Annotated in this window: 14 protein-coding genes; 7 read left to right on the forward strand and 7 right to left on the reverse strand. The window is 48.3% G+C overall.

From position 1 onward, the window contains the following. Window positions 1-2 precede the first annotated feature (2 nt). From envZ to greB, 3 genes are all read right to left on the reverse strand, one after another. Complete coding sequence (gene envZ / locus KGF88_RS10100; RefSeq protein WP_153827017.1) at window positions 3-1325, reverse strand: two-component system sensor histidine kinase EnvZ; 1323 nt, start codon at window positions 1323-1325, stop codon at window positions 3-5. An 11-nt stretch (window positions 1326-1336) separates the two neighbouring features. Next, window positions 1337-2077, reverse strand: coding sequence for a two-component system response regulator OmpR (gene ompR, locus KGF88_RS10105; RefSeq protein WP_110076634.1), 741 nt, complete (start codon window positions 2075-2077; stop codon window positions 1337-1339). A gap of 102 nt (window positions 2078-2179) precedes the next feature. Beyond that, a complete protein-coding gene (gene greB / locus KGF88_RS10110) occupies window positions 2180-2653 on the reverse strand; it encodes a transcription elongation factor GreB (protein WP_110076635.1) in 474 nt (157 codons plus the stop codon). 120 nt (window positions 2654-2773) lie between these two features. On the opposite strand from greB, the gene KGF88_RS10115 reads away from it, so the two are divergent. Continuing rightward, window positions 2774-5125, forward strand: coding sequence for a Tex family protein (locus KGF88_RS10115; RefSeq protein WP_153827018.1), 2352 nt, complete (start codon window positions 2774-2776; stop codon window positions 5123-5125). 58 nt (window positions 5126-5183) lie between these two features. Here KGF88_RS10115 and KGF88_RS10120 read toward each other — a convergent pair whose 3' ends face one another. After that, entirely contained in the window at window positions 5184-6338 is a 1155-nt protein-coding gene (locus KGF88_RS10120; RefSeq protein WP_153827019.1) for an acyl-CoA desaturase, read from the reverse strand. A 201-nt stretch (window positions 6339-6539) separates the two neighbouring features. Between KGF88_RS10120 and fabR the strand changes: the two genes are divergently transcribed. After that, window positions 6540-7181 (forward strand): HTH-type transcriptional repressor FabR, encoded by a 642-nt coding sequence (gene fabR, locus KGF88_RS10125; protein ID WP_153827020.1) that lies wholly within the window; start codon window positions 6540-6542, stop codon window positions 7179-7181. Here fabR and KGF88_RS10130 read toward each other — a convergent pair. Then, window positions 7129-8907, reverse strand: a complete 1779-nt coding sequence (locus KGF88_RS10130) for an SLC13 family permease (protein ID WP_153827021.1) — start codon at window positions 8905-8907, stop codon at window positions 7129-7131. The genes fabR and KGF88_RS10130 overlap by 53 nt on opposite strands. Window positions 8908-9022: 115 nt before the next feature. Between KGF88_RS10130 and KGF88_RS10135 the strand changes: the two genes are divergently transcribed. Then, entirely contained in the window at window positions 9023-11029 is a 2007-nt protein-coding gene (locus KGF88_RS10135) for a S9 family peptidase (protein WP_153827022.1), read from the forward strand. A gap of 24 nt (window positions 11030-11053) precedes the next feature. After that, entirely contained in the window at window positions 11054-12166 is a 1113-nt protein-coding gene (locus KGF88_RS10140; protein WP_153827023.1) for a GGDEF domain-containing protein, read from the forward strand. Between the two features lie 137 nt (window positions 12167-12303). Here the strand turns inward: KGF88_RS10140 and pckA are convergent, their stop codons facing one another. Next, a complete protein-coding gene (pckA, locus tag KGF88_RS10145; protein WP_153827024.1) occupies window positions 12304-13905 on the reverse strand; it encodes a phosphoenolpyruvate carboxykinase (ATP) in 1602 nt (533 codons plus the stop codon). Window positions 13906-14086: 181 nt separating this feature from the next. On the opposite strand from pckA, the gene KGF88_RS10150 reads away from it, so the two are divergent. Then, a complete protein-coding gene (locus KGF88_RS10150; RefSeq protein ID WP_257119924.1) occupies window positions 14087-15421 on the forward strand; it encodes a sodium-dependent transporter in 1335 nt (444 codons plus the stop codon). A 63-nt stretch (window positions 15422-15484) separates the two neighbouring features. Here the strand turns inward: KGF88_RS10150 and coaD are convergent, their stop codons facing one another. Continuing rightward, on the reverse strand, window positions 15485-15991 hold the full coding sequence (coaD, locus tag KGF88_RS10155; protein ID WP_153827026.1) for a pantetheine-phosphate adenylyltransferase: 507 nt from the start codon (window positions 15989-15991) through the stop codon (window positions 15485-15487). Window positions 15992-16092: 101 nt separating this feature from the next. Between coaD and KGF88_RS10160 the strand changes: the two genes are divergently transcribed. Both KGF88_RS10160 and tdh read left to right on the forward strand, forming a co-directional pair. Then, on the forward strand, window positions 16093-17286 hold the full coding sequence (locus tag KGF88_RS10160; RefSeq protein ID WP_110076644.1) for a glycine C-acetyltransferase: 1194 nt from the start codon (window positions 16093-16095) through the stop codon (window positions 17284-17286). Between the two features lie 12 nt (window positions 17287-17298). After that, window positions 17299-18324: an L-threonine 3-dehydrogenase gene (gene tdh, locus KGF88_RS10165; protein ID WP_153827027.1), complete on the forward strand. Its 1026-nt coding sequence runs from the start codon at window positions 17299-17301 to the stop codon at window positions 18322-18324. Window positions 18325-18327 lie beyond the last annotated feature (3 nt).

Raw genomic sequence — 18327 nt, forward strand, 5'->3', positions numbered from 1 at the left:
AGCTAGACCACCGCCGGCAATTCAACCCGGATGCATAATCCACCAAGCCGTTGACTGGTGCTAAACACCACGCGGCCTTGGTGGCGTTCGACAATTCGTTTCACAATCGCTAACCCCAACCCAGAACCTTTAGCGGCGCGGGCCGTGTCACCTTGAGTAAAAGGCTGAATCACTTTCGCTACTTGCTTGGCAGGGATACCCGGGCCATTGTCACAAACCTTAAACCACACTCGCTGCCGACTTTGGTCATACCCCGTTTCGATAAGTACTCGTCCGTTACCGTAACGCTCAGCATTCTCGAGTAAATTTTGCAGCACCCGTTTAATGGATATGGCACGCACTGCAACATCGGGTACCTCGGTGTAAATCACCTCGATCTTGCTGTGCCAATTTTCGGGACTATGGCCCACCACTTCTTCAACTAAATAATTCAGATTATTACGCTCGTTATCGGCTACAGTATCAATGCGAACATAATCAATAAATTGATCAATAATGGCGTTCATATCATCAATATCATTAATGATACTTTCAGCTAAATAATCTTCATCTGGTGGCATCATCTCTGTCGCCAAACGAATCCGTGTGAGTGGTGTCCGCAGATCATGAGATACCCCAGCCATCAGTAAGGCGCGGTCTTGCTCAAGTTGGCGTACCCCTTCGGTCATTTGGTTGAAAGCCCGAGTTACTGCCACCACCTCGGTCGAGCCAGCTTCTTTGAGTTGATCCGGGTATTCGCCGCGACCGATACGTTTAGCTGCTGCTTCTAGGGCCTTGAGCGGACGGTTTTGCCACGTTGTAAACAGCATGCCGCCGAATATGCTTAACAAACCAATCAGGCCTAGATAAAAGAGTAACGGTGAAAACCGTGCTTCATCAAACTTATCCAGATCTATCACCAGCCAATAGTCAGGAATCGCAGCCGTTTTTATCCACACTCGATACACGTCGCCCTGTGAAATACGAACTTCGGTATCGGCCTGCAGCAATTCTGACATTTGTGCGGAGAGAAAATTATAACGAGAGGTTTGTTGCAAACCTCGCTTCACCGCTTCTAACTCAGACAGCGGCAACACCCCGGTGGCGGCAGTGTAGTCCTGGACCAACTGTTGGTGCTCAGCACGTGCCCGTTCACTCTGTTGCAGCCAAGTATCTAGCACTAAGATGCCCTGCACTTGGCGCGCCACCACACTACTGATTTGCTGCATACTGGGTTTGACGACATACAAACCAACCATCACATACGATACCAGTTGGTTAATCAGCAGTACCCCCGCAATCAAAGCAACGGTGCGAGCAAAAGCTGAGCGAGGTAGTAGGCGCATCGTGACCTTAATTACTTAGATTTATCAGCTGTCGGTGCTTTACCATCTGGCACAAACACATAACCTAGCCCCCACACAGTCTGGATGTAACGCGGATTAGCAGGGTCTACTTCAAGCATCCGCCGCAACCGTGATACCTGCACATCAATACTGCGCTCTAACGCACTGTAATCTCTGCCTCGGGCCTGATTCATTAGTTTATCCCGTGACATCGGCTGGCGTGGATGAGTCACCAAGGCTTTGAGTACGGCAAACTCGCCACTTGTTAGTGGCATCTGCTCGTCGCCTCGATACATTTCACGGGTACCCAAATTAAGCCGAAACTCACCAAACACGATTTCTTCATCTTGCGCCGCCGGAGCACCGGGGATTTCATTACCACGGCGTCTTAGCACCGCCCGAATACGTGCCAGCAGTTCACGAGGATTAAAAGGTTTCGCCAAGTAGTCATCCGCACCAAGCTCAAGGCCGATGATACGATCCACTTCATCCCCTTTGGCGGTGAGCATCACAATGGGAATATCATTGTTCTGTTGGCGTAAGCGCTTACAAATAGTTAGACCATCTTCACCGGGAAGCATCAAATCTAGCACCATCAGGTGAAAGTTTTCACGCTCTAGCAACCGATTCATTTGCTCGCTCTCGGCCGCACTACGAACATAAAAACCTTGTTCTTGCAGGTAACGCTCTAACAAACTGCGCAACCTTGCATCGTCATCTACAACCAGTATTTTAAAAGTAGTTTGACTCATTATTTAGTGCTCTTATTATGACTTACCTGAACTATAAAAGATGCCTACCATAATTACCAAAATTGGCTTGTAAGCAAACATGTCGAAGCGCAACCCCTGCGGCTATGACTCATACTCAATGGTATGTACTAGCCAGTACTTAGTGCCAGTGGGAGTTGCCACAGTCACCTCATCATCTACTTGTTTTTTCAACAGTGCGCGAGCCATCGGTGAGTCAATCGAGATGTAATCGTTGCGGCCATAGATCTCATCCGGCCCCACGATACGAAACCGGCGCTGTTGCCCACTCTCATCTTCAATCACCACCCAGGCGCCAAAAAAAACTCGGCCTTGTTGTTGTGGCGAGTAATCCACTATACGCACTTCTTCGAGTCGTTTACGTAAAAATCGTACGCGTCGGTCGATTTGCCGCAACAGTCGCTTATTCTCTTTGTAATCAGCATTTTCGCTGCGATCACCAAGGCTTGCCGCCCAGGCTACTTTCTGGGTGATTTCAGGACGGTATTCGCGCCACAAATAATTGAGTTCATCGGTTAATTTAGTGAACCCAGCACGGGTAATCAAATTTGTCTTCAACGCCTAATCCTTGCTTGGCAAACTGCTGATGGCAAGCATCTTAAGAGGTTTAATTTGAGAATGCTAGCACCTCTATAGACTGATATACTTGGCCCCAATTTTTAGCTAACGAGAGAAACCATGAGCTCGATTACCCAGCAAATTGCGACCGAATTAGCGGTAGGCTCGCAGCAGATCCAAGCTGCTATCGCGCTATTAGATGATGGCGCTACCGTCCCTTTTATTGCCCGTTATCGTAAAGAGGCTACCGGTGGCCTAGACGACACTCAGTTACGTAATTTAGCCCAGCGCTTAACTTACTTGCGTGATTTAGAAGACCGGCGCCAAGTTATTTTGGCCAGTATTGCCGAACAGGGTAAGTTAACTCCTGAACTAGCAGCCGCGATTAAGAGCACCCAAGCCAAAACCGAACTAGAAGACTTGTATTTACCCTACAAGCCAAAGCGTCGCACTAAGGGGCAGATCGCGATAGAAGCAGGGCTAGAGCCCTTGGCTGAGACCTTGTTTACACAACCGCAGCAACAGCCAGACTCGTTGGCCGAGCAATACATTAACGCCGAAGCTGGGTTTGCTGATAGCAAAGCCGTTCTTGAAGGTGCGCGTTTTATTCTGATGGAGCGCTTTGCCGAAGATGCGGCCCTATTGAAGAAAGTACGTGAATATTTATGGCAACAAGCGGAAATTGCTAGCACCGTTGCCAGTGGCAAAGAGCAAGAGGGAAGTAAGTATCGCGACTACTTTGCCTTCAGCGAAGCACTTAAGAAAATCCCTTCGCACCGAGCCCTAGCGCTGTTCCGCGGGCGCAATGAAGGGATCTTGCAACTCAAGCTGGTGGCAGATCCACACCAAGAGGATGCTAAAGCCCCCAGTTACTGTGAACACATTATTGCTAGCCATTTGGGCTGGCAGCACCAGCAGCGTGCCGCGGACGCTTGGTTGCAACAAACGATTCAATGGACTTGGCGGATTAAGATCTTGTTGCACATGGAAACCGAACTCTTTGGCGCGATACGCGAACGAGCTGAAACCGATGCCATTCAGATTTTTGCCAACAACCTAAAAGACTTACTGATGGCAGCACCAGCTGGTGCGAAAGTGACCATGGGGCTTGACCCAGGCGTACGTACCGGGGTGAAGGTTGCCGTAGTAGATGCTACCGGCAAAGTCCTTGCCACCAACACCGTGTTTCCTTTTCAGCCGCAAAACCAAGTGGATAAATCGCTTCGGACTTTGGCGACTTTGTGTAAGCAATATAAAGTTGAACTGATTGCTATCGGTAACGGTACTCACTCCCGTGAAACCGATAAATTGGTCGGCGATATGCTTAAAGCACTACCCGAACTCAAGGCGCACAAGGTTATTGTGAACGAGGCGGGTGCCTCGGTGTACTCGGCGTCTGAGCTTGCGGCGCAGGAGTTTCCTGATTTAGACGTATCGCTACGCGGCGCTGTCTCCATTGCCCGACGCCTGCAAGACCCACTGGCAGAGTTGGTGAAAATTGAGCCCAAATCGATTGGCGTGGGCCAATATCAGCATGATGTGAGTCAGGCGCAATTGGCGCAAAGTTTGGATGCTGTGGTAGAAGACTGCGTTAACGCCGTTGGAGTAGATATCAATACGGCCTCGGCGGCGCTATTAGCACGAGTGGCTGGCCTATCGAAATTGGTGGCACAGAATATTATTGCTTACCGCGATACCCACGGTGCGTTCGAGCAGCGCCAACAATTATTGAAAGTGCCGCGCATGGGGCCCAAAGCCTTTGAGCAAGCTGCTGGCTTTCTACGCATCATGGGAGGTACTCAACCTCTGGATGCTTCGGCGGTGCACCCAGAGGCTTATCCGGTAGTCGAGCGCATTGCTCAGAGCAACAACAAGCAAGTTGCTGAACTCATAGGTGACTCTGGGTTCTTAAAGACCTTGAAAGCGGCCGATTATGTCGATGATAAATTTGGTATTCCAACCATCATCGATATTTTGCGTGAGCTGGATAAGCCAGGTCGCGACCCACGCCCTGAGTTTAAAACAGCCAGCTTTAAAGAGGGTGTCGACAGTATTAACGACTTAACTCCAGGCATGACGCTAGAGGGTGTGGTGAGTAACGTTGCTGCCTTTGGTGCCTTCGTCGATATTGGCGTGCATCAAGATGGGTTGGTGCATGTGTCGGCTCTTTCAGACAAGTTTGTAAGCGATCCGCGCGAGGTGGTCAAAGCGGGTGATATCGTGAAAGTCAAAGTACTCGAGGTAGATGTCGCACGTAAACGCATCGGTTTAACCATGCGTTTAACCGATGACCTCCCTGCCCCGGCTCCGGCGGGTAATGCGGGTAGTGCGGGTAATGCGGGTAAGAATGCCGCTAAGACGAACCGCAAAGGTGCGCCAGCTCGCGCATCAACATCACCAAACAAACCGGCCGCTGCAAATTCAGCGATGGGTTCGGCTTTTGCCGATGCCTTTGCCAAAGCTAAAAAGTAATAAAAAAAGCCCTACTCATGCTGAGTAGGGCTTTCTTATCTATTCAGTAACGCTGCTGTTAGCTCGCAGATACCAGCTTCAACTGCTGCTGAAATGCTCGTTTATGCGCCATAAAGGTAGCTCGCAACTCTTCCGCGCGATGCTGTAATTCAGCCATCGTAGGTAGGTGCACACTATCTGCTAAAGCCTTGGCTTTAACGTCGAGCAGTTGCTTACGTACTTGATAGTACTCGCGCAATTTAGCCATCAGCAGGTCATACTCTTCATGCCATCTAGCCAAGGTTGTCTCACAGGACACTTGCGCCTTTTGCTTCGCCTTTTTGAATTGCATTTCTAGTCGGGCTTTTTCAATTTGATAACCGTTGGTGCGCTTAAGATCGCTAGTTAAACCAAGCCACGAACAAGCCCGAATCAACCATTTGGTTGGGTCAAAATGCCACCAACGAATGCCGTTGCGATAATCCGCTGAAAAGATATGGTGGTAGTTATGGTAGCCTTCACCAAAGGTTAATAAAGCCAGTACTCCGTTATCTCGCGCGGTGTTGCGGTCAGTGTAAGTTTGCTTACCCCAGACATGCGCCAGCGAGTTGATAAAGAAAGTGGTGTGATGATTAATCACTAAGCGAGCCACGCCCACTAATAACACTGAACCCCAGATATCACCCACTAACAGGCCAAACAAGATGGGCCAGCCAAAACTGGTTAACAAGGTTAAGGTTAAGTAGTTACGATGCTGCCACATGACCACTTTGTCTTGTTGCAGATCTTTGACGTTATCGTAGTTGGTGTAACGCGACGCTTGATACTCACGCAGCATCCAACCGATATGCGAATACCAGAAGCCGCGTTTGGCTGAGTAGGGATCTTTGTCATTATCATCGACATGCTTGTGATGTTCACGATGATCTGAAGACCAATGTAACGCGCTGTTCTGTACGGCTAATGCGCCACCTAGCGCAAACAGCACGCGTAACGACCAATGTGCGTTGTAGGCACGGTGCGCCCACAAACGATGGTAACCCGCAGTAATTGAAATACCGGCAAAACCAATGGTTGCCAACATTCCCACAATCAATGCGGTAGAGAATCCGTGCGTTATTGCATACCAAGGCACAGCAACAACAGTAATACCAAAGGTAATTGCGAAAACTAACGCATTTAGCCAAATGATAGGGGGTTTTTCAGCGGCTGCTGAATTATTTTGTGCAGACATAACACCAACCAATAAACAAAAAATGAAACACTATGTTCCACTTTAAGTGAACACGTGTACGCTCAATTTACCTAGGTTAGGCGTTTGGTGCAAGCAAAAGTTCCTAAGATACGATGAATTGCGTGAACATGAGTTCACTGACATAATCACCCTTGAGCCACTTCAATAGTTCCATCACCTTCGATAATCAGAGATATCACCATGGCCGGTATTCGTGCTGCACAAAAAGAAAAAACTAGACGCGCGCTCATTCAAGCAGCGATGAATCAATTAAGCGCCGAACATGGCTATGCAAGTTTGAGTTTACGCGAAGTTGCGCGGGAAGCCGGAATTGCCCCTACTTCGTTCTATCGGCACTTTCAAAATATGGAAGAGCTAGGCTTAACGTTAGTTGATGAAGGTGGTTTAACGCTACGGCAATTATTACGCCAGTCACGGCAGCAAATCGCCAAAGGTGGCTCGATTATTCGCGCCTCAGTGACCACCTTTATGGAGTTTGTGAACAACAACACGGCTATTTTTAGGTTGTTATTGCAAGAAAAATCCGGCAACTCACGTGAATTTCGGATGGCGGTAGCGCGCGAAGTTGAGCACTTTACCTCGGAGCTAGAGGATTACTTAGTAGACGAGCAAAAATTTACGCGTGAGCTTGCGGAACTGCAGGCCGATGCGATTGTGCGCATTGTGTTTAGTGTCGGTGCCGATGCGCTCGATGCGGACAACAAAGAGCGCCAGCGGCTTACCGAACAAACCATTCATCAGTTACGCATCATTGCACGTGGCGCCGAAGCTACGCGGACAGCGGCCATACCCACAGAACAAGCGGTACGGCGACAGCAATAATTAACAACGTAAGCGGTAGCCCAAGCTTCCAGTAATCGCCAAAAGCATAACCGCCCGGTCCCATTACAAGGATATTTGATTGATGCCCTATAGGCGTCATAAAAGGGAGTGCTGCGCCTATTGCCACTGCCATTAAAAACGGATCAGCGGAGACCCCTAAAGTGCTAGCCATGCTTAGCCCAATCGGTGCCATCAACACTGCGGCCGCCGCGTTGTTAACAACATTAGAGAGTGCCACTGTCACTATTAAGAGCACCACCATGGCCACCGCAGCGGGGGCACCTGAACTGATATGTAACGCCCAATCGGCCAAGGTGGCCGCAGCACCACTACGCTCCAACGCAGACCCTAGCGGAATAGTAGCGCCCAGCAATACCACGATCGGCCAGTCGATATTTTCATAGAGTTCGCGCAAGGGAATAATATTGGCAAACACCATAGCGCCAGCGGCTGCGGTGAAGGCTACGGGCACACTCAGCCAGCCCAGCGCACTGAAAGTAATAGCTACCGCAAAAATAATCAGGGGGGTAAATAATTTGCGGGTCCCCCCGATGCGCATACTGCGCTGTGCTAAGGGGAAACAACCGAACCGCCGAAACACATCGGCAAGCACTTCGGCATCGCCCTGAAGTAGCAACACATCGCCGGGCTTAAAGCGAATATTTGCTAAGTTAGGTTTTACTGGCTGCCCCTGCCTAGCAACAGCCAAAATATTGACGCCAAAGCGGTGACGAATGCGTAGATCCGCTGCCGAGCGACCAATCAGCCGCGAGTCAGGGCCCACCACGCCTTCTACCACTTGAATATCATCGGACACCAAAAATCGTTGATCTAACTCTTCATCTGCATTGAGTTCAAAACCCGTCGCATCGATAATTTTTTGAAGGGTTTCGGTGTCTGCTTCGATAATTAACACGTCTTCTTGTTTAATGCGGTAATAGCGCGGCGGCGCGGTAATCACCTGTTTGCCCTGCTTCACCGCCACCACCGCAAAGCTATCTTTGATTTTGGTTTCAAACTCATACAGGGTTTCACTAATGAGCGCAGCCCCAGCAGGCACGTAAAGTTCAGTTAAGTACGAGCTCATATCGTAGGGTGAATTAGCCGCATTCCGGCTGCCACTGCTAGGTACCAAAATACGACTGAAGATCCACATAAATACCAGCCCGACCAAGGCTAAGGTGAGGCCAACAGGGGTAAAATCAAAAATCCCAAAGCTAGTGCCCAAGGCTGCTTGCCGAATATCGGCGATGATGATGTTTGGCGGCGTACCTATCATGGTAATAGTACCGCCTAACAGCGAGCCAAACGCCATTGGCATCAGCACTTTTGAAGCATGGCCTAAACCGCTTCGAGATAACTGTAAGGCTACCGGAATCATGATAGCCATGGTGCCGGTATTGCTGATAAAAGCAGAGCATAAGGTGGTTAGCCCCGTTAACGCCACCATTTGTAAAAAGCTGTTATCGCCCACCCGCTTCATCAAAGAAGCCAGGGCATCTACCACCCCTGAGCGCCACATGGCATGACTAATAATAAGTACCGCCGCTACCGTGATCACAGCGGGATTTCCAAACCCAGTAAATACTTCTGCAGCCGGCACTAAGCCAAACACTGCAGCGGCTAACAAAGCCAACATAGCGACCAAGTCGTAACGCCATTTATCCCAAATAAAAAGTGCCAACGCCGCAAGTAAAATCGCACCTATAAGTAGCTGGTCGGTCATATAGAGTCCATTTGTCGCACGATAACCTACAGATTGGCGTGATTTTTTGTGAAGTCAATAAAATTACTGTTAATATGAGGCGAAATTTACAATAACAACCACCAAGGAGTATTCCATGTTGCGACGACTTAGCCTGGTGCTATTAACGGCAACCCTTGCGTTACCAGCCATGGCACGTGATATCTCATTAACTGAAACCATTACGGTACGTTCAGTTAACAGCGCCGTGCTTGCCGCAGATGGCCAACTTGCTGCCTACACGCAAGTCACCCCAAGAACGCCATACAAAGATGATGACGGTGGTTCTTATCAAGCGCTCTACACAGTGCTTGGCGATACTAAGGTGCCTTTTATTACCGGTAAAGAGAGCTTCAGCCAAGTTAGTTTTCATGGTCAAACTCTGTACTTCTTAGCCAAGCGTGGTGATGACAAGCACACTAGTCTGTACCGTATGGCAACCACAGGTGGTGAAGCCCAGAAAGTGGTGAGCCATGTAAACAACATTTACAGCTACAGCATTAGCGCTGATGGCCGTTATGTTGCTTTTAGAGCACAAACCAAAGCTGATGAAAACAAGAGCAAATTAGCTAAGAAAGGCTTTCGCGCAGAAATTTATGAAGAACAACATGTCTTTACTCACGCGTGGTTAGTTGACACTCAAGTAGATACTGTTGAGCCAGTCCAAGTGACGGATAATCAGCAAGTTCTTTCGGTGGCATTCCGTCCTGGCAGTGAGCAGTTGTTGGTACGTACCGCACCTACGGCCTTAGTTGATGATAACTACATGAGTAGTCGGTATCAGTTAATCGATTATGCTGGCAAGCCTGTCTCCACATTTGCGTCAGAAGGAAAACTTGGCAAAGCTGAGTTCTCTCCGGATGGACGTTATTTAGCTGTGATTGCAGCGGCCGACTACAACGACCCAGCAAGTGGCCGCTTGTACGTTTATGACACCAGCAAAAACAACGAACGCAAAGATGTACTGCCTGATTATCAAGGCCACGTGCAAGACATTGCTTGGCGTAAAAATGATGAGTTGATTTGGTTAGGTCATCGCGGCACTCAAAGTGAGGTACAAGCACTTACCATGCAGTGGTTCGAAAGCCGTACCCTACTTGAGCCAGGTAAGCTCATTGCCGTAGATATTGAAGCAGCGCCAGGCCAGAACGATATTCTCGTTCGCGCCCACAGTGCTGAGCATCCAACTGAACTGTTCCGTTTGAGCAACCAACAGCTTCAACGCGTCACCGATTCAAACCCATGGCTAGCTGATATTACCCAGCCACGCCAAGAAACCATCACTTACAAAGCTCGTGATGGTTTAGAGCTTGAAGGCATTGTGGTGTATCCAACTGATTACAACAAAGGCACCAAGTACCCGCTGATTATGGTCGTACACGGCGGTCCTGAGGCCCATTATAGCGATGGTTGGTTGGATCGTTATGGCAGCCCGGTAAAATACGCTGCCCAGCAAGGCTTTGCGTTATTCTTCCCGAACTATCGTGGTAGCACAGGTCGTGGCGTTGAGTTTTCTAAACTTGGCCAGAACGATTATGCCGGTAAGGAATTTGACGATTTAGTTGATGGCAAAAACCATTTGGTTGAGATGGGCTTGGTAGATGGCAAAAAAGTCGGTATCACCGGTGGCTCATACGGCGGCTTTGCCTCTGCGTGGGGTGCCACCGCACAAACTGAACACTTCGCCGCAAGCGTGATGTTTGTAGGTATCAGCGATAACATTTCTAAGTTCGGTACCACCGATATCGCCAAAGAAATGCACGCTGTGCACGCCCGTAGCTACCCATGGGAAAAATGGCAATGGTACCTAGAGCGCAGCCCTATTTACCACGCCGAAAAAGCTCGCACACCGATTTTAATTATGCACGGTAAAGAAGATACGCGAGTTCATCCCAGTCAGTCGATGGAGCTCTACCGTTACCTGAAAACCCATGGCAAAGTTCCTGTGCGGTTAGTGCTGTATCCGGGCGAAGGCCATGGTAACCGTCGCGTTGCAGCGCAGCTAGACTACTCCATGCGTTTGATGCGTTGGATGCAACACTTTTTAGTAGATGGTGGTAAAGAAGCGCCAGCGCATGAATTACCGCACGCTGATAATCTTTAACGGCTAAGACAAGGATCACTCACCATGGATGCAATCAAAAGTTACCTTAGTTGGTGGGTGATTCCGCATCAGTTTGAACCTGAAGATTTACGGTATCGGCAAGTACAGCTATTACAAGCTGTGCTTGCCTTTTTACAGGTTTATTTTGTCTTTTTTGTGCTCCTAAACAGTTTAGTGCTATTGCTGTTCGATATGGCACTGGTGGACTTAGTGGCAGCAGTTTTGGTTACCGCAGTTCAACGCTATACCAAAAGTACGCTTAATATTCGTTTAGCTGGGCAGCTTACGGTAGGTTTGATCATTAGCTTTATGTTGGTCTACTTGCATGTAGCTGAAGGCCGCAACTATTCTTATTACTGGCTGACGATTGTGCCATCGCTGTCTTTCTTTTTGCTTGGTGGGCGCCAGGCTATTTATATCAATCTTTTGTTTTTCAGTTACGTGATAGGCTTTTTACTATGGCGTGCACCTGAATGGTCAGAGTACTCATTTAACTTGGCCAGCCTTTTTAGTATCACTTTAGCGACCACTTTTTTGGTGATGACCATCCGTCATCATGAACGCACCCGGGCGGCGGCCCAAATCATTCTTGAAGATAAAAATAAACAACTCACTTTGTTGGCCACTACCGATAGGCTTACTGAGCTTTATAATCGCTCGCACCTAGATCACATGTTAGGGCACTTAGTATCGCAAGCAAAACGCCAACAGCAACCGCTGGCAGTGATCATGATTGACGCCGATTTGTTTAAATTAATTAATGATGAATTTGGTCATCTGGTGGGTGATCAAGCGTTGATTGAGCTAGCTAAGCTGTTGCGTAATAACGTGCGCGAAGCAGATATTCTGGGGCGTTGGGGCGGTGAAGAATTCTTGATTATCTGTCCCCAAACCAACAGTAAAGAAGTGGCTGAGCTGGCCGAACGCATCCGTGTCAATGTAGGTAATCATAGTTTTACTAACCTACAACTTAATCTAACCTTAAGTCTAGGTACCGCAGTACTTACCCCAGAACTCGCGGCGGCTTCGGGTAAATCAACTTCTGCGCTTGCAGTAGAACTTATTCAGCATGCTGATAATGCCCTTTATAAAGCTAAGCATGGTGGCCGTAATTGCGTGGTAAGTAGTAGTTATTAAGGCTATGAGGTTTAACCAGACAGAGCAAAGGAAGCTGTTTATTTAAAAGCTCAGCTTGTCTCGGTAAGACAGGTCTCATACCAAAGACAAGCTGAGTTGTTTTACGTTTAAGCCAGCTATAGGCACTGGCTTACATGTTATAGCTGCGGGCCAGCAGCAACCAAGGCTTGGCCTTCTGCGTTATCAGTAAACTTCTCAAAGTTCGCGACAAAACGCTGTGCCAAATCTTTCGCTTTTAAATCCCATTCAATCACGTCGCTATAGGTGTGACGCGGATCTAAAATATTGCTGTCTTCAACCCCAGCTAATGCCGTTGGCATGGCTAGGTTAAAGTATGGCAATTGCACAAATTCAGCATCTTCAATGCTGCCATCCAAGATAGCATCAATAATAGCGCGGGTCGCTTTGATAGAAATACGCTTACCAGTGCCATTCCAGCCAGTATTGACTAAGTAGGCTTCTGCGCCGGCAGCTTCCATACGCTTGACCAAAACTTCAGCATATTGAGTTGGGTGCAACGACAAGAAGGCTGCGCCAAAACAACTAGAGAAAGTTGGGGTCGGCTCAGTGATGCCACGCTCAGTTCCCGCTAATTTAGCGGTAAAGCCTGACAAGAAGTAATACTCAGTTTGCTTTTTGCTCAGCTTAGACACTGGCGGTAGTACGCCAAACGCGTCAGCGGTCAAAAAGATAACTTTCTTCGCGTGACCAGCTTTAGACACTGGCTTAACGATGTTATCGATGTGATGAATTGGATAAGAAACCCGAGTATTCTCAGTTTTTGAGCCATCATTAAAGTCAACGGTACCATCCGCTAAAACAGTGACGTTTTCTAACAATGCATCGCGTCGAATAGCACGATAGATATCTGGCTCAGCTTCTTCAGACAGATTGATGGTTTTCGCGTAGCAGCCGCCTTCAAAATTGAACACGCCATCGTCATCCCAGCCATGCTCATCATCACCGATTAACTGACGTTTCGGGTCCGTCGATAAGGTGGTTTTACCGGTACCTGACAAGCCGAAGAAGATCGCCACATCACCGGCTTCACCCACGTTGGCTGAACAGTGCATCGAAGCGATACCTTTTAATGGTAAAAAGTAGTTCATCATCGAGAACATACCTTTCTTCATTTCGCCGCCGTACCAAGTACCACCAATTAACTGAATACGTTCAGTTAAATTGAAAGCCACGAAGTTTTCAGAATTCAAACCGTGCTCTTGCCACTTCGCATTGATACATTTAGCACCGTTCATCACCACAAAATCTGGCTTGAAGCTAGCTAGTTCTTCTGCGCTTGGGCGAATGAACATGTTTTTTACAAAATGGGCTTGCCAAGCAACTTCTGTGATAAAACGCACCGCTAAACGGGTGTCTTCGTTAGCTCCGCAGAAAGTATCTACTACAAACAGACGCTTACCTGATAACTGAGTGGTTACGGTCTGCTTTAAATCGGCCCAGATTTCTGGTGAAATAGCTTTGTTGTCGTTTTTGCCTTGATCAGCCCACCACAACGTATCCTTGGTTGTTTCGTCACGAACGATGTATTTATCTTTCGGCGAGCGACCGGTAAAAATACCAGTATCAACGGCAACTGCGCCTAGTGTAGTGACGGTTCCTTTTTCGTAACCATGAAGGTCATCGCGCGTTTCCTCTTCGAACAAAACATCGTACGAAGGGTTGTGTACGATTTCACTGACGTCTGTGATGCCATATTGGCTTAAATCCAGATCAGTCATGGGCTGAACTCCTGCGGGTTTAGTTTAGCTTAAATTAACGACAATTCGTGGGGCGAGATTTTAACCCGAAATGCTCAAAAATAATAGTCTAACCTATGTCATAGGGGCTAGAATGGCTGAGTTTTTGCTAACTTTTTAATTCCTAAGTGGCGCTAGAGTGCCAACTTGCCAACCTATAGTTGTGATTATGATACGTGATGCTTTTAATACCAGAATAGGCTTTATTCTTGCAGCCGCGGGTTCTGCCGTAGGGCTTGGCAATATTTGGGGCTTTCCAACCCAAGTGGCTAATCATGGCGGCGGCGCGTTCTTGTTGGTCTATTTGTTAGTGGTATTAATTCTCGCTATTCCAGCACTTTATACCGAAATCTCATTGGGCCATGCGGCTCAGGCCAACCCCGTGCAAGCCTTACGCAGCTTGGCACAACGCCCCGCTGGAGTGGGTGCTGCGGCCGGTGCCGGTATGGGCTACCTGAATGTCGGTGGCGCCATCTTGATGCTGAGTTTTTACCATTTAGTCGCCGCTTGGATGTTGGCGCAGGGGTTAGCGTCGCTCGCTCTTGCGCTCAACCTAGACCAACTAAGCCAGTGGCTGCAAACCGGTAGTCATAGTCGCGACTTGGTGCTGATGTTTGCCTTTATTAGTCTTACTTTTGGGATTGTCATTAAGGGCGTGCAACAAGGTATCGAACGCTGGTCACGGCGTTTAATGCCGGTGTTAGTGCTATTACTACTGAGTCTCATTGCCTACATTCTTACGTTGCCGGGTGCTAGCACTGGTTTAGCGGCCTACTTAATTCCTGATTTATCCGCATTACAACAACCGGGGCTGATTGTCGCAGCGATGGGACAAGCGTTTTTCTCGTTGTCGATCGGCTTGGGCGGCATGATGATCTATGGGAGTTACCTGCCTAAAGACACCCGTATCGGCAAGTTAGTCTTTGGGGTGGCGGGGCTGGATACACTGATTGCGTTTCTAGCCGGGTTGCTGATCATTCCTGCGTTATATGTCGCTATGGCACAAGGGCTCAGCGTTGCAGAGGGCGACCAACTGATTGGAGAAGGCCAGTTGATCTTTCAAATCTTGCCGCAATTGTTTGCTCAATTAGGTACGGCCGGAGCTTGGCTAGGCTTTGCCTTTTTTGCGCTACTCAGTATTGCTGCGCTGACCTCAACGATTGCAACTGCGGAAGTGCCCATTGCCTATGCCATCGAGCAACACCAGCTGTCACGACGCCAAGCAGCTTGGATTATTGCTGCGCTGATAGCCGTCATCGGTAGTGCTTTGGTGATTTGGTTTGAACCACTCTTCAACTGGGTGGTGACCTATGTTACTCAGTTCCAATTGCCGCTGTCTGGGCTGTTTTATTTTATTGTGTTGGGTTGGTTATGGCAGCGCAGCAATCGCTTACGTGAACTTGCCCAACAGCAGTTGAAGTATCGTTTGCTGTTCTGGCACTTACGGGTCGTGTGCCCGCTACTATTGCTCTGGGTATTCGTGGATGTTGCGTTTTAAGCTGTTCAGTTGGAGCTTATCGAGCGTTAAGGCTCACTAGAGCCTTAACGATGATTCATCTAGTTAATTCTGATTGGTTGCCTGATCGCGCAGTTTCACTTGCTGTTCTAAAGCGGCTGCGACACGGCTATCAGTAAACTGGCGGACATCGCCATGATGAATAGCGACTTCTTTCACTAACGTTGAAGAGATAAAGGAATTCTCTTCAGCGGGCGTCAAAAAGACACTTTCTAGGCCCGGAAACAGCCGGCGATTCATATTGGCTAACTGAAATTCATACTCAAAATCTGAAACCGCACGTAACCCGCGAATAAGTACAGTGGCGCCCTGCTCTTTAGCAAAATCAACCAACAAACCACTAAAGCCAACAACCGTAACGTTGTTCAAATTCTCTGTGACTTGCTGTACCAGAGCTACTCGTTCTGCTAATGAGAACATCGGCTTTTTGCTAGGACTGTTGGCAACGCCTACAATCACTTCACTGAATAAATTTGCTGCCCGCTCAATCAGATCCGCATGGCCGTTCGTAATAGGATCGAAGGTGCCTGGGTAAATAGCGCGTTTATGCATCAATTATCTCCCGTTGCATAAATGAGGATGCGCAGCCCCCTGTAGATCAGGTAAACTATGCAACATAAATCCATGAATCAGTCCGAACCACGGAGAATTACATGAAGAACGATTTTTATCAACAGCTTGAAGCCCAGCTCGTGGAGCTTGAAAACGAAGGCTTGTACAAAAACGAACGCATCATTTTAGGCGACCAAGACGCTGAAATCGAAGTAGGTAACGGCGAGTCCGTACTTAACTTCTGCGCCAATAACTACCTTGGTTTGGCCAATAATTCTGAACTGATTGCGGCAGCAAAGCAAGGTCTAGATGAACACGGCTTTGGTACCGCATCAGTACGTTTTATCTGTGGTACCCAAAACATTCACAAGCAATTAGAAGCTAAATTGAGTGAGTTCTTAGGTACCGAAGATACCATTCTTTATTCATCATGCTTTGATGCCAATGGCGGCTTATTTGAGACCCTCATGGGCCCCGAAGATGCCATCATCAGTGACGAGCTTAATCATGCCTCGATTATTGATGGAATTAGATTGAGCAAGGCGAAGCGCTATCGTTACAAAAATAACGATATGGCCGACCTTGAAACTCAACTAAAACAAGCAAAAGCCGACGGCGCTCGTAACATTCTGGTAGCCACCGATGGTGTGTTCTCAATGGATGGCGTGATTGCCAACCTTAAGGGCATTTGTGATTTAGCCGATGAATATGGCGCCCTGGTGATGATGGACGACTGTCATGCCACAGGTTTTTTAGGTGCTAACGGTAAAGGTACTCACGAGTACTGCGAGGTCATGGGCCGCGTTGATATTATTACCGGCACCCTCGGTAAAGCATTGGGTGGCGCTTCAGGTGGTTACACCTCAGGTAAAAAGCCAGTGATTGATTGGTTGCGTCAGCGCTCGCGTCCTTATCTGTTCTCCAACTCAGTGGCACCTGCGATTGTGCAAGCCTCTATCCGCGTACTTGAGATGCTTGAGCAAGGCCATGAGCGACGCCAGAAACTTTGGGATAATGCTAACTACTTCCGTGAGCAAATGACTGCCGCTGGCTTTACTTTAAGCGGTGCAGATCATGCCATTATTCCAGTGATGATTGGTGATGCGCGCCTGGCCTCAGAAATGGCTGACCGGATGCTTAAAGAAGGTATCTATGTGGTCGGTTTCTCATTCCCTGTGGTGCCGCGTGGTAAAGCTCGTATTCGTACGCAAATGAATGCTGCCCATAGTCGTGAGCAGCTTGACCGTGCTATTGATGCCTTTACCCGTATTGGTAAAGACCTCGGAATTATTTAAGGAGTGTTGCCCATGAAAGCGCTCGCTAAATTACATGCAGAACCCGGCATTTGGATGACCGAGGTTGAACAACCTGAATACGGTTACAACGATCTCCTTATTCGGATCAAGAAAACCGCTATTTGCGGTACTGACGTACACATTTACAAATGGGACGAGTGGTCACAAAAAACCATTCCAGTACCTATGGTGGTTGGCCATGAATACGTTGGTGTCGTTGAAGCCATGGGTGATGGCGTGCGTGGTTTTACCAAAGGTGACCGCGTATCGGGCGAAGGCCATATCACCTGTGGCTACTGCCGTAACTGCCGTGCCGGGCGTCGGCATTTATGCCGCAATACCGTAGGCGTTGGCGTTAACCGTTCGGGTGCTTTTGCTGAATACTTGGTGATTCCAGCCGAGAATGCCTTTAAATTACCCGACGATATCAGCGATGATTTAGCGGCTATCTTCGACCCTTTTGGTAATGCTGTCCACACCGCACTTGCTTTTGATTTAGTCGGCGAAGACGTGCTTATTACTGGAGCAGGCCCCATTGGTATTATGGCCGCGGCCGTTGCCCGCCATGTTGGGGCTCGCCACGTGGTGATCACCGATGTCAACCAGTACCGGTTAGATCTAGCGAAGCAAATGGGCGCAACTCGTGCCGTTGACGTCAGCAAAGAAAATTTGCGCGATGTGATGCAAGAACTAGGCATGAAAGAAGGCTTTGACGTAGGTCTTGAAATGTCAGGGGTGCCTTCGGCATTTTCACAAATGCTAGAAACCATGAACCATGGTGGCAAAATCGCCATGCTCGGGATCCCACCACAAAGCGTTGCTATCGATTGGAACCAAGTCATTTTCAAAGGCTTAGTTATTAAAGGCATTTACGGCCGCGAAATGTTTGAAACCTGGTACAAAATGGCCAGCTTACTGCAATCAGGGCTAGATTTATCACCTATTCTAACCCATAGTTTGCCGGTTGCTGACTTCCAGCAAGGTTTTGATATCATGACTTCAGGTCAATCCGGTAAAGTCATTTTAGATTGGAGTTAAGCT

It is taken from the genome of Idiomarina loihiensis, from assembly GCF_024584785.1.
GTDB classification, from domain to species: domain Bacteria; phylum Pseudomonadota; class Gammaproteobacteria; order Enterobacterales; family Alteromonadaceae; genus Pseudidiomarina; species Pseudidiomarina fusca.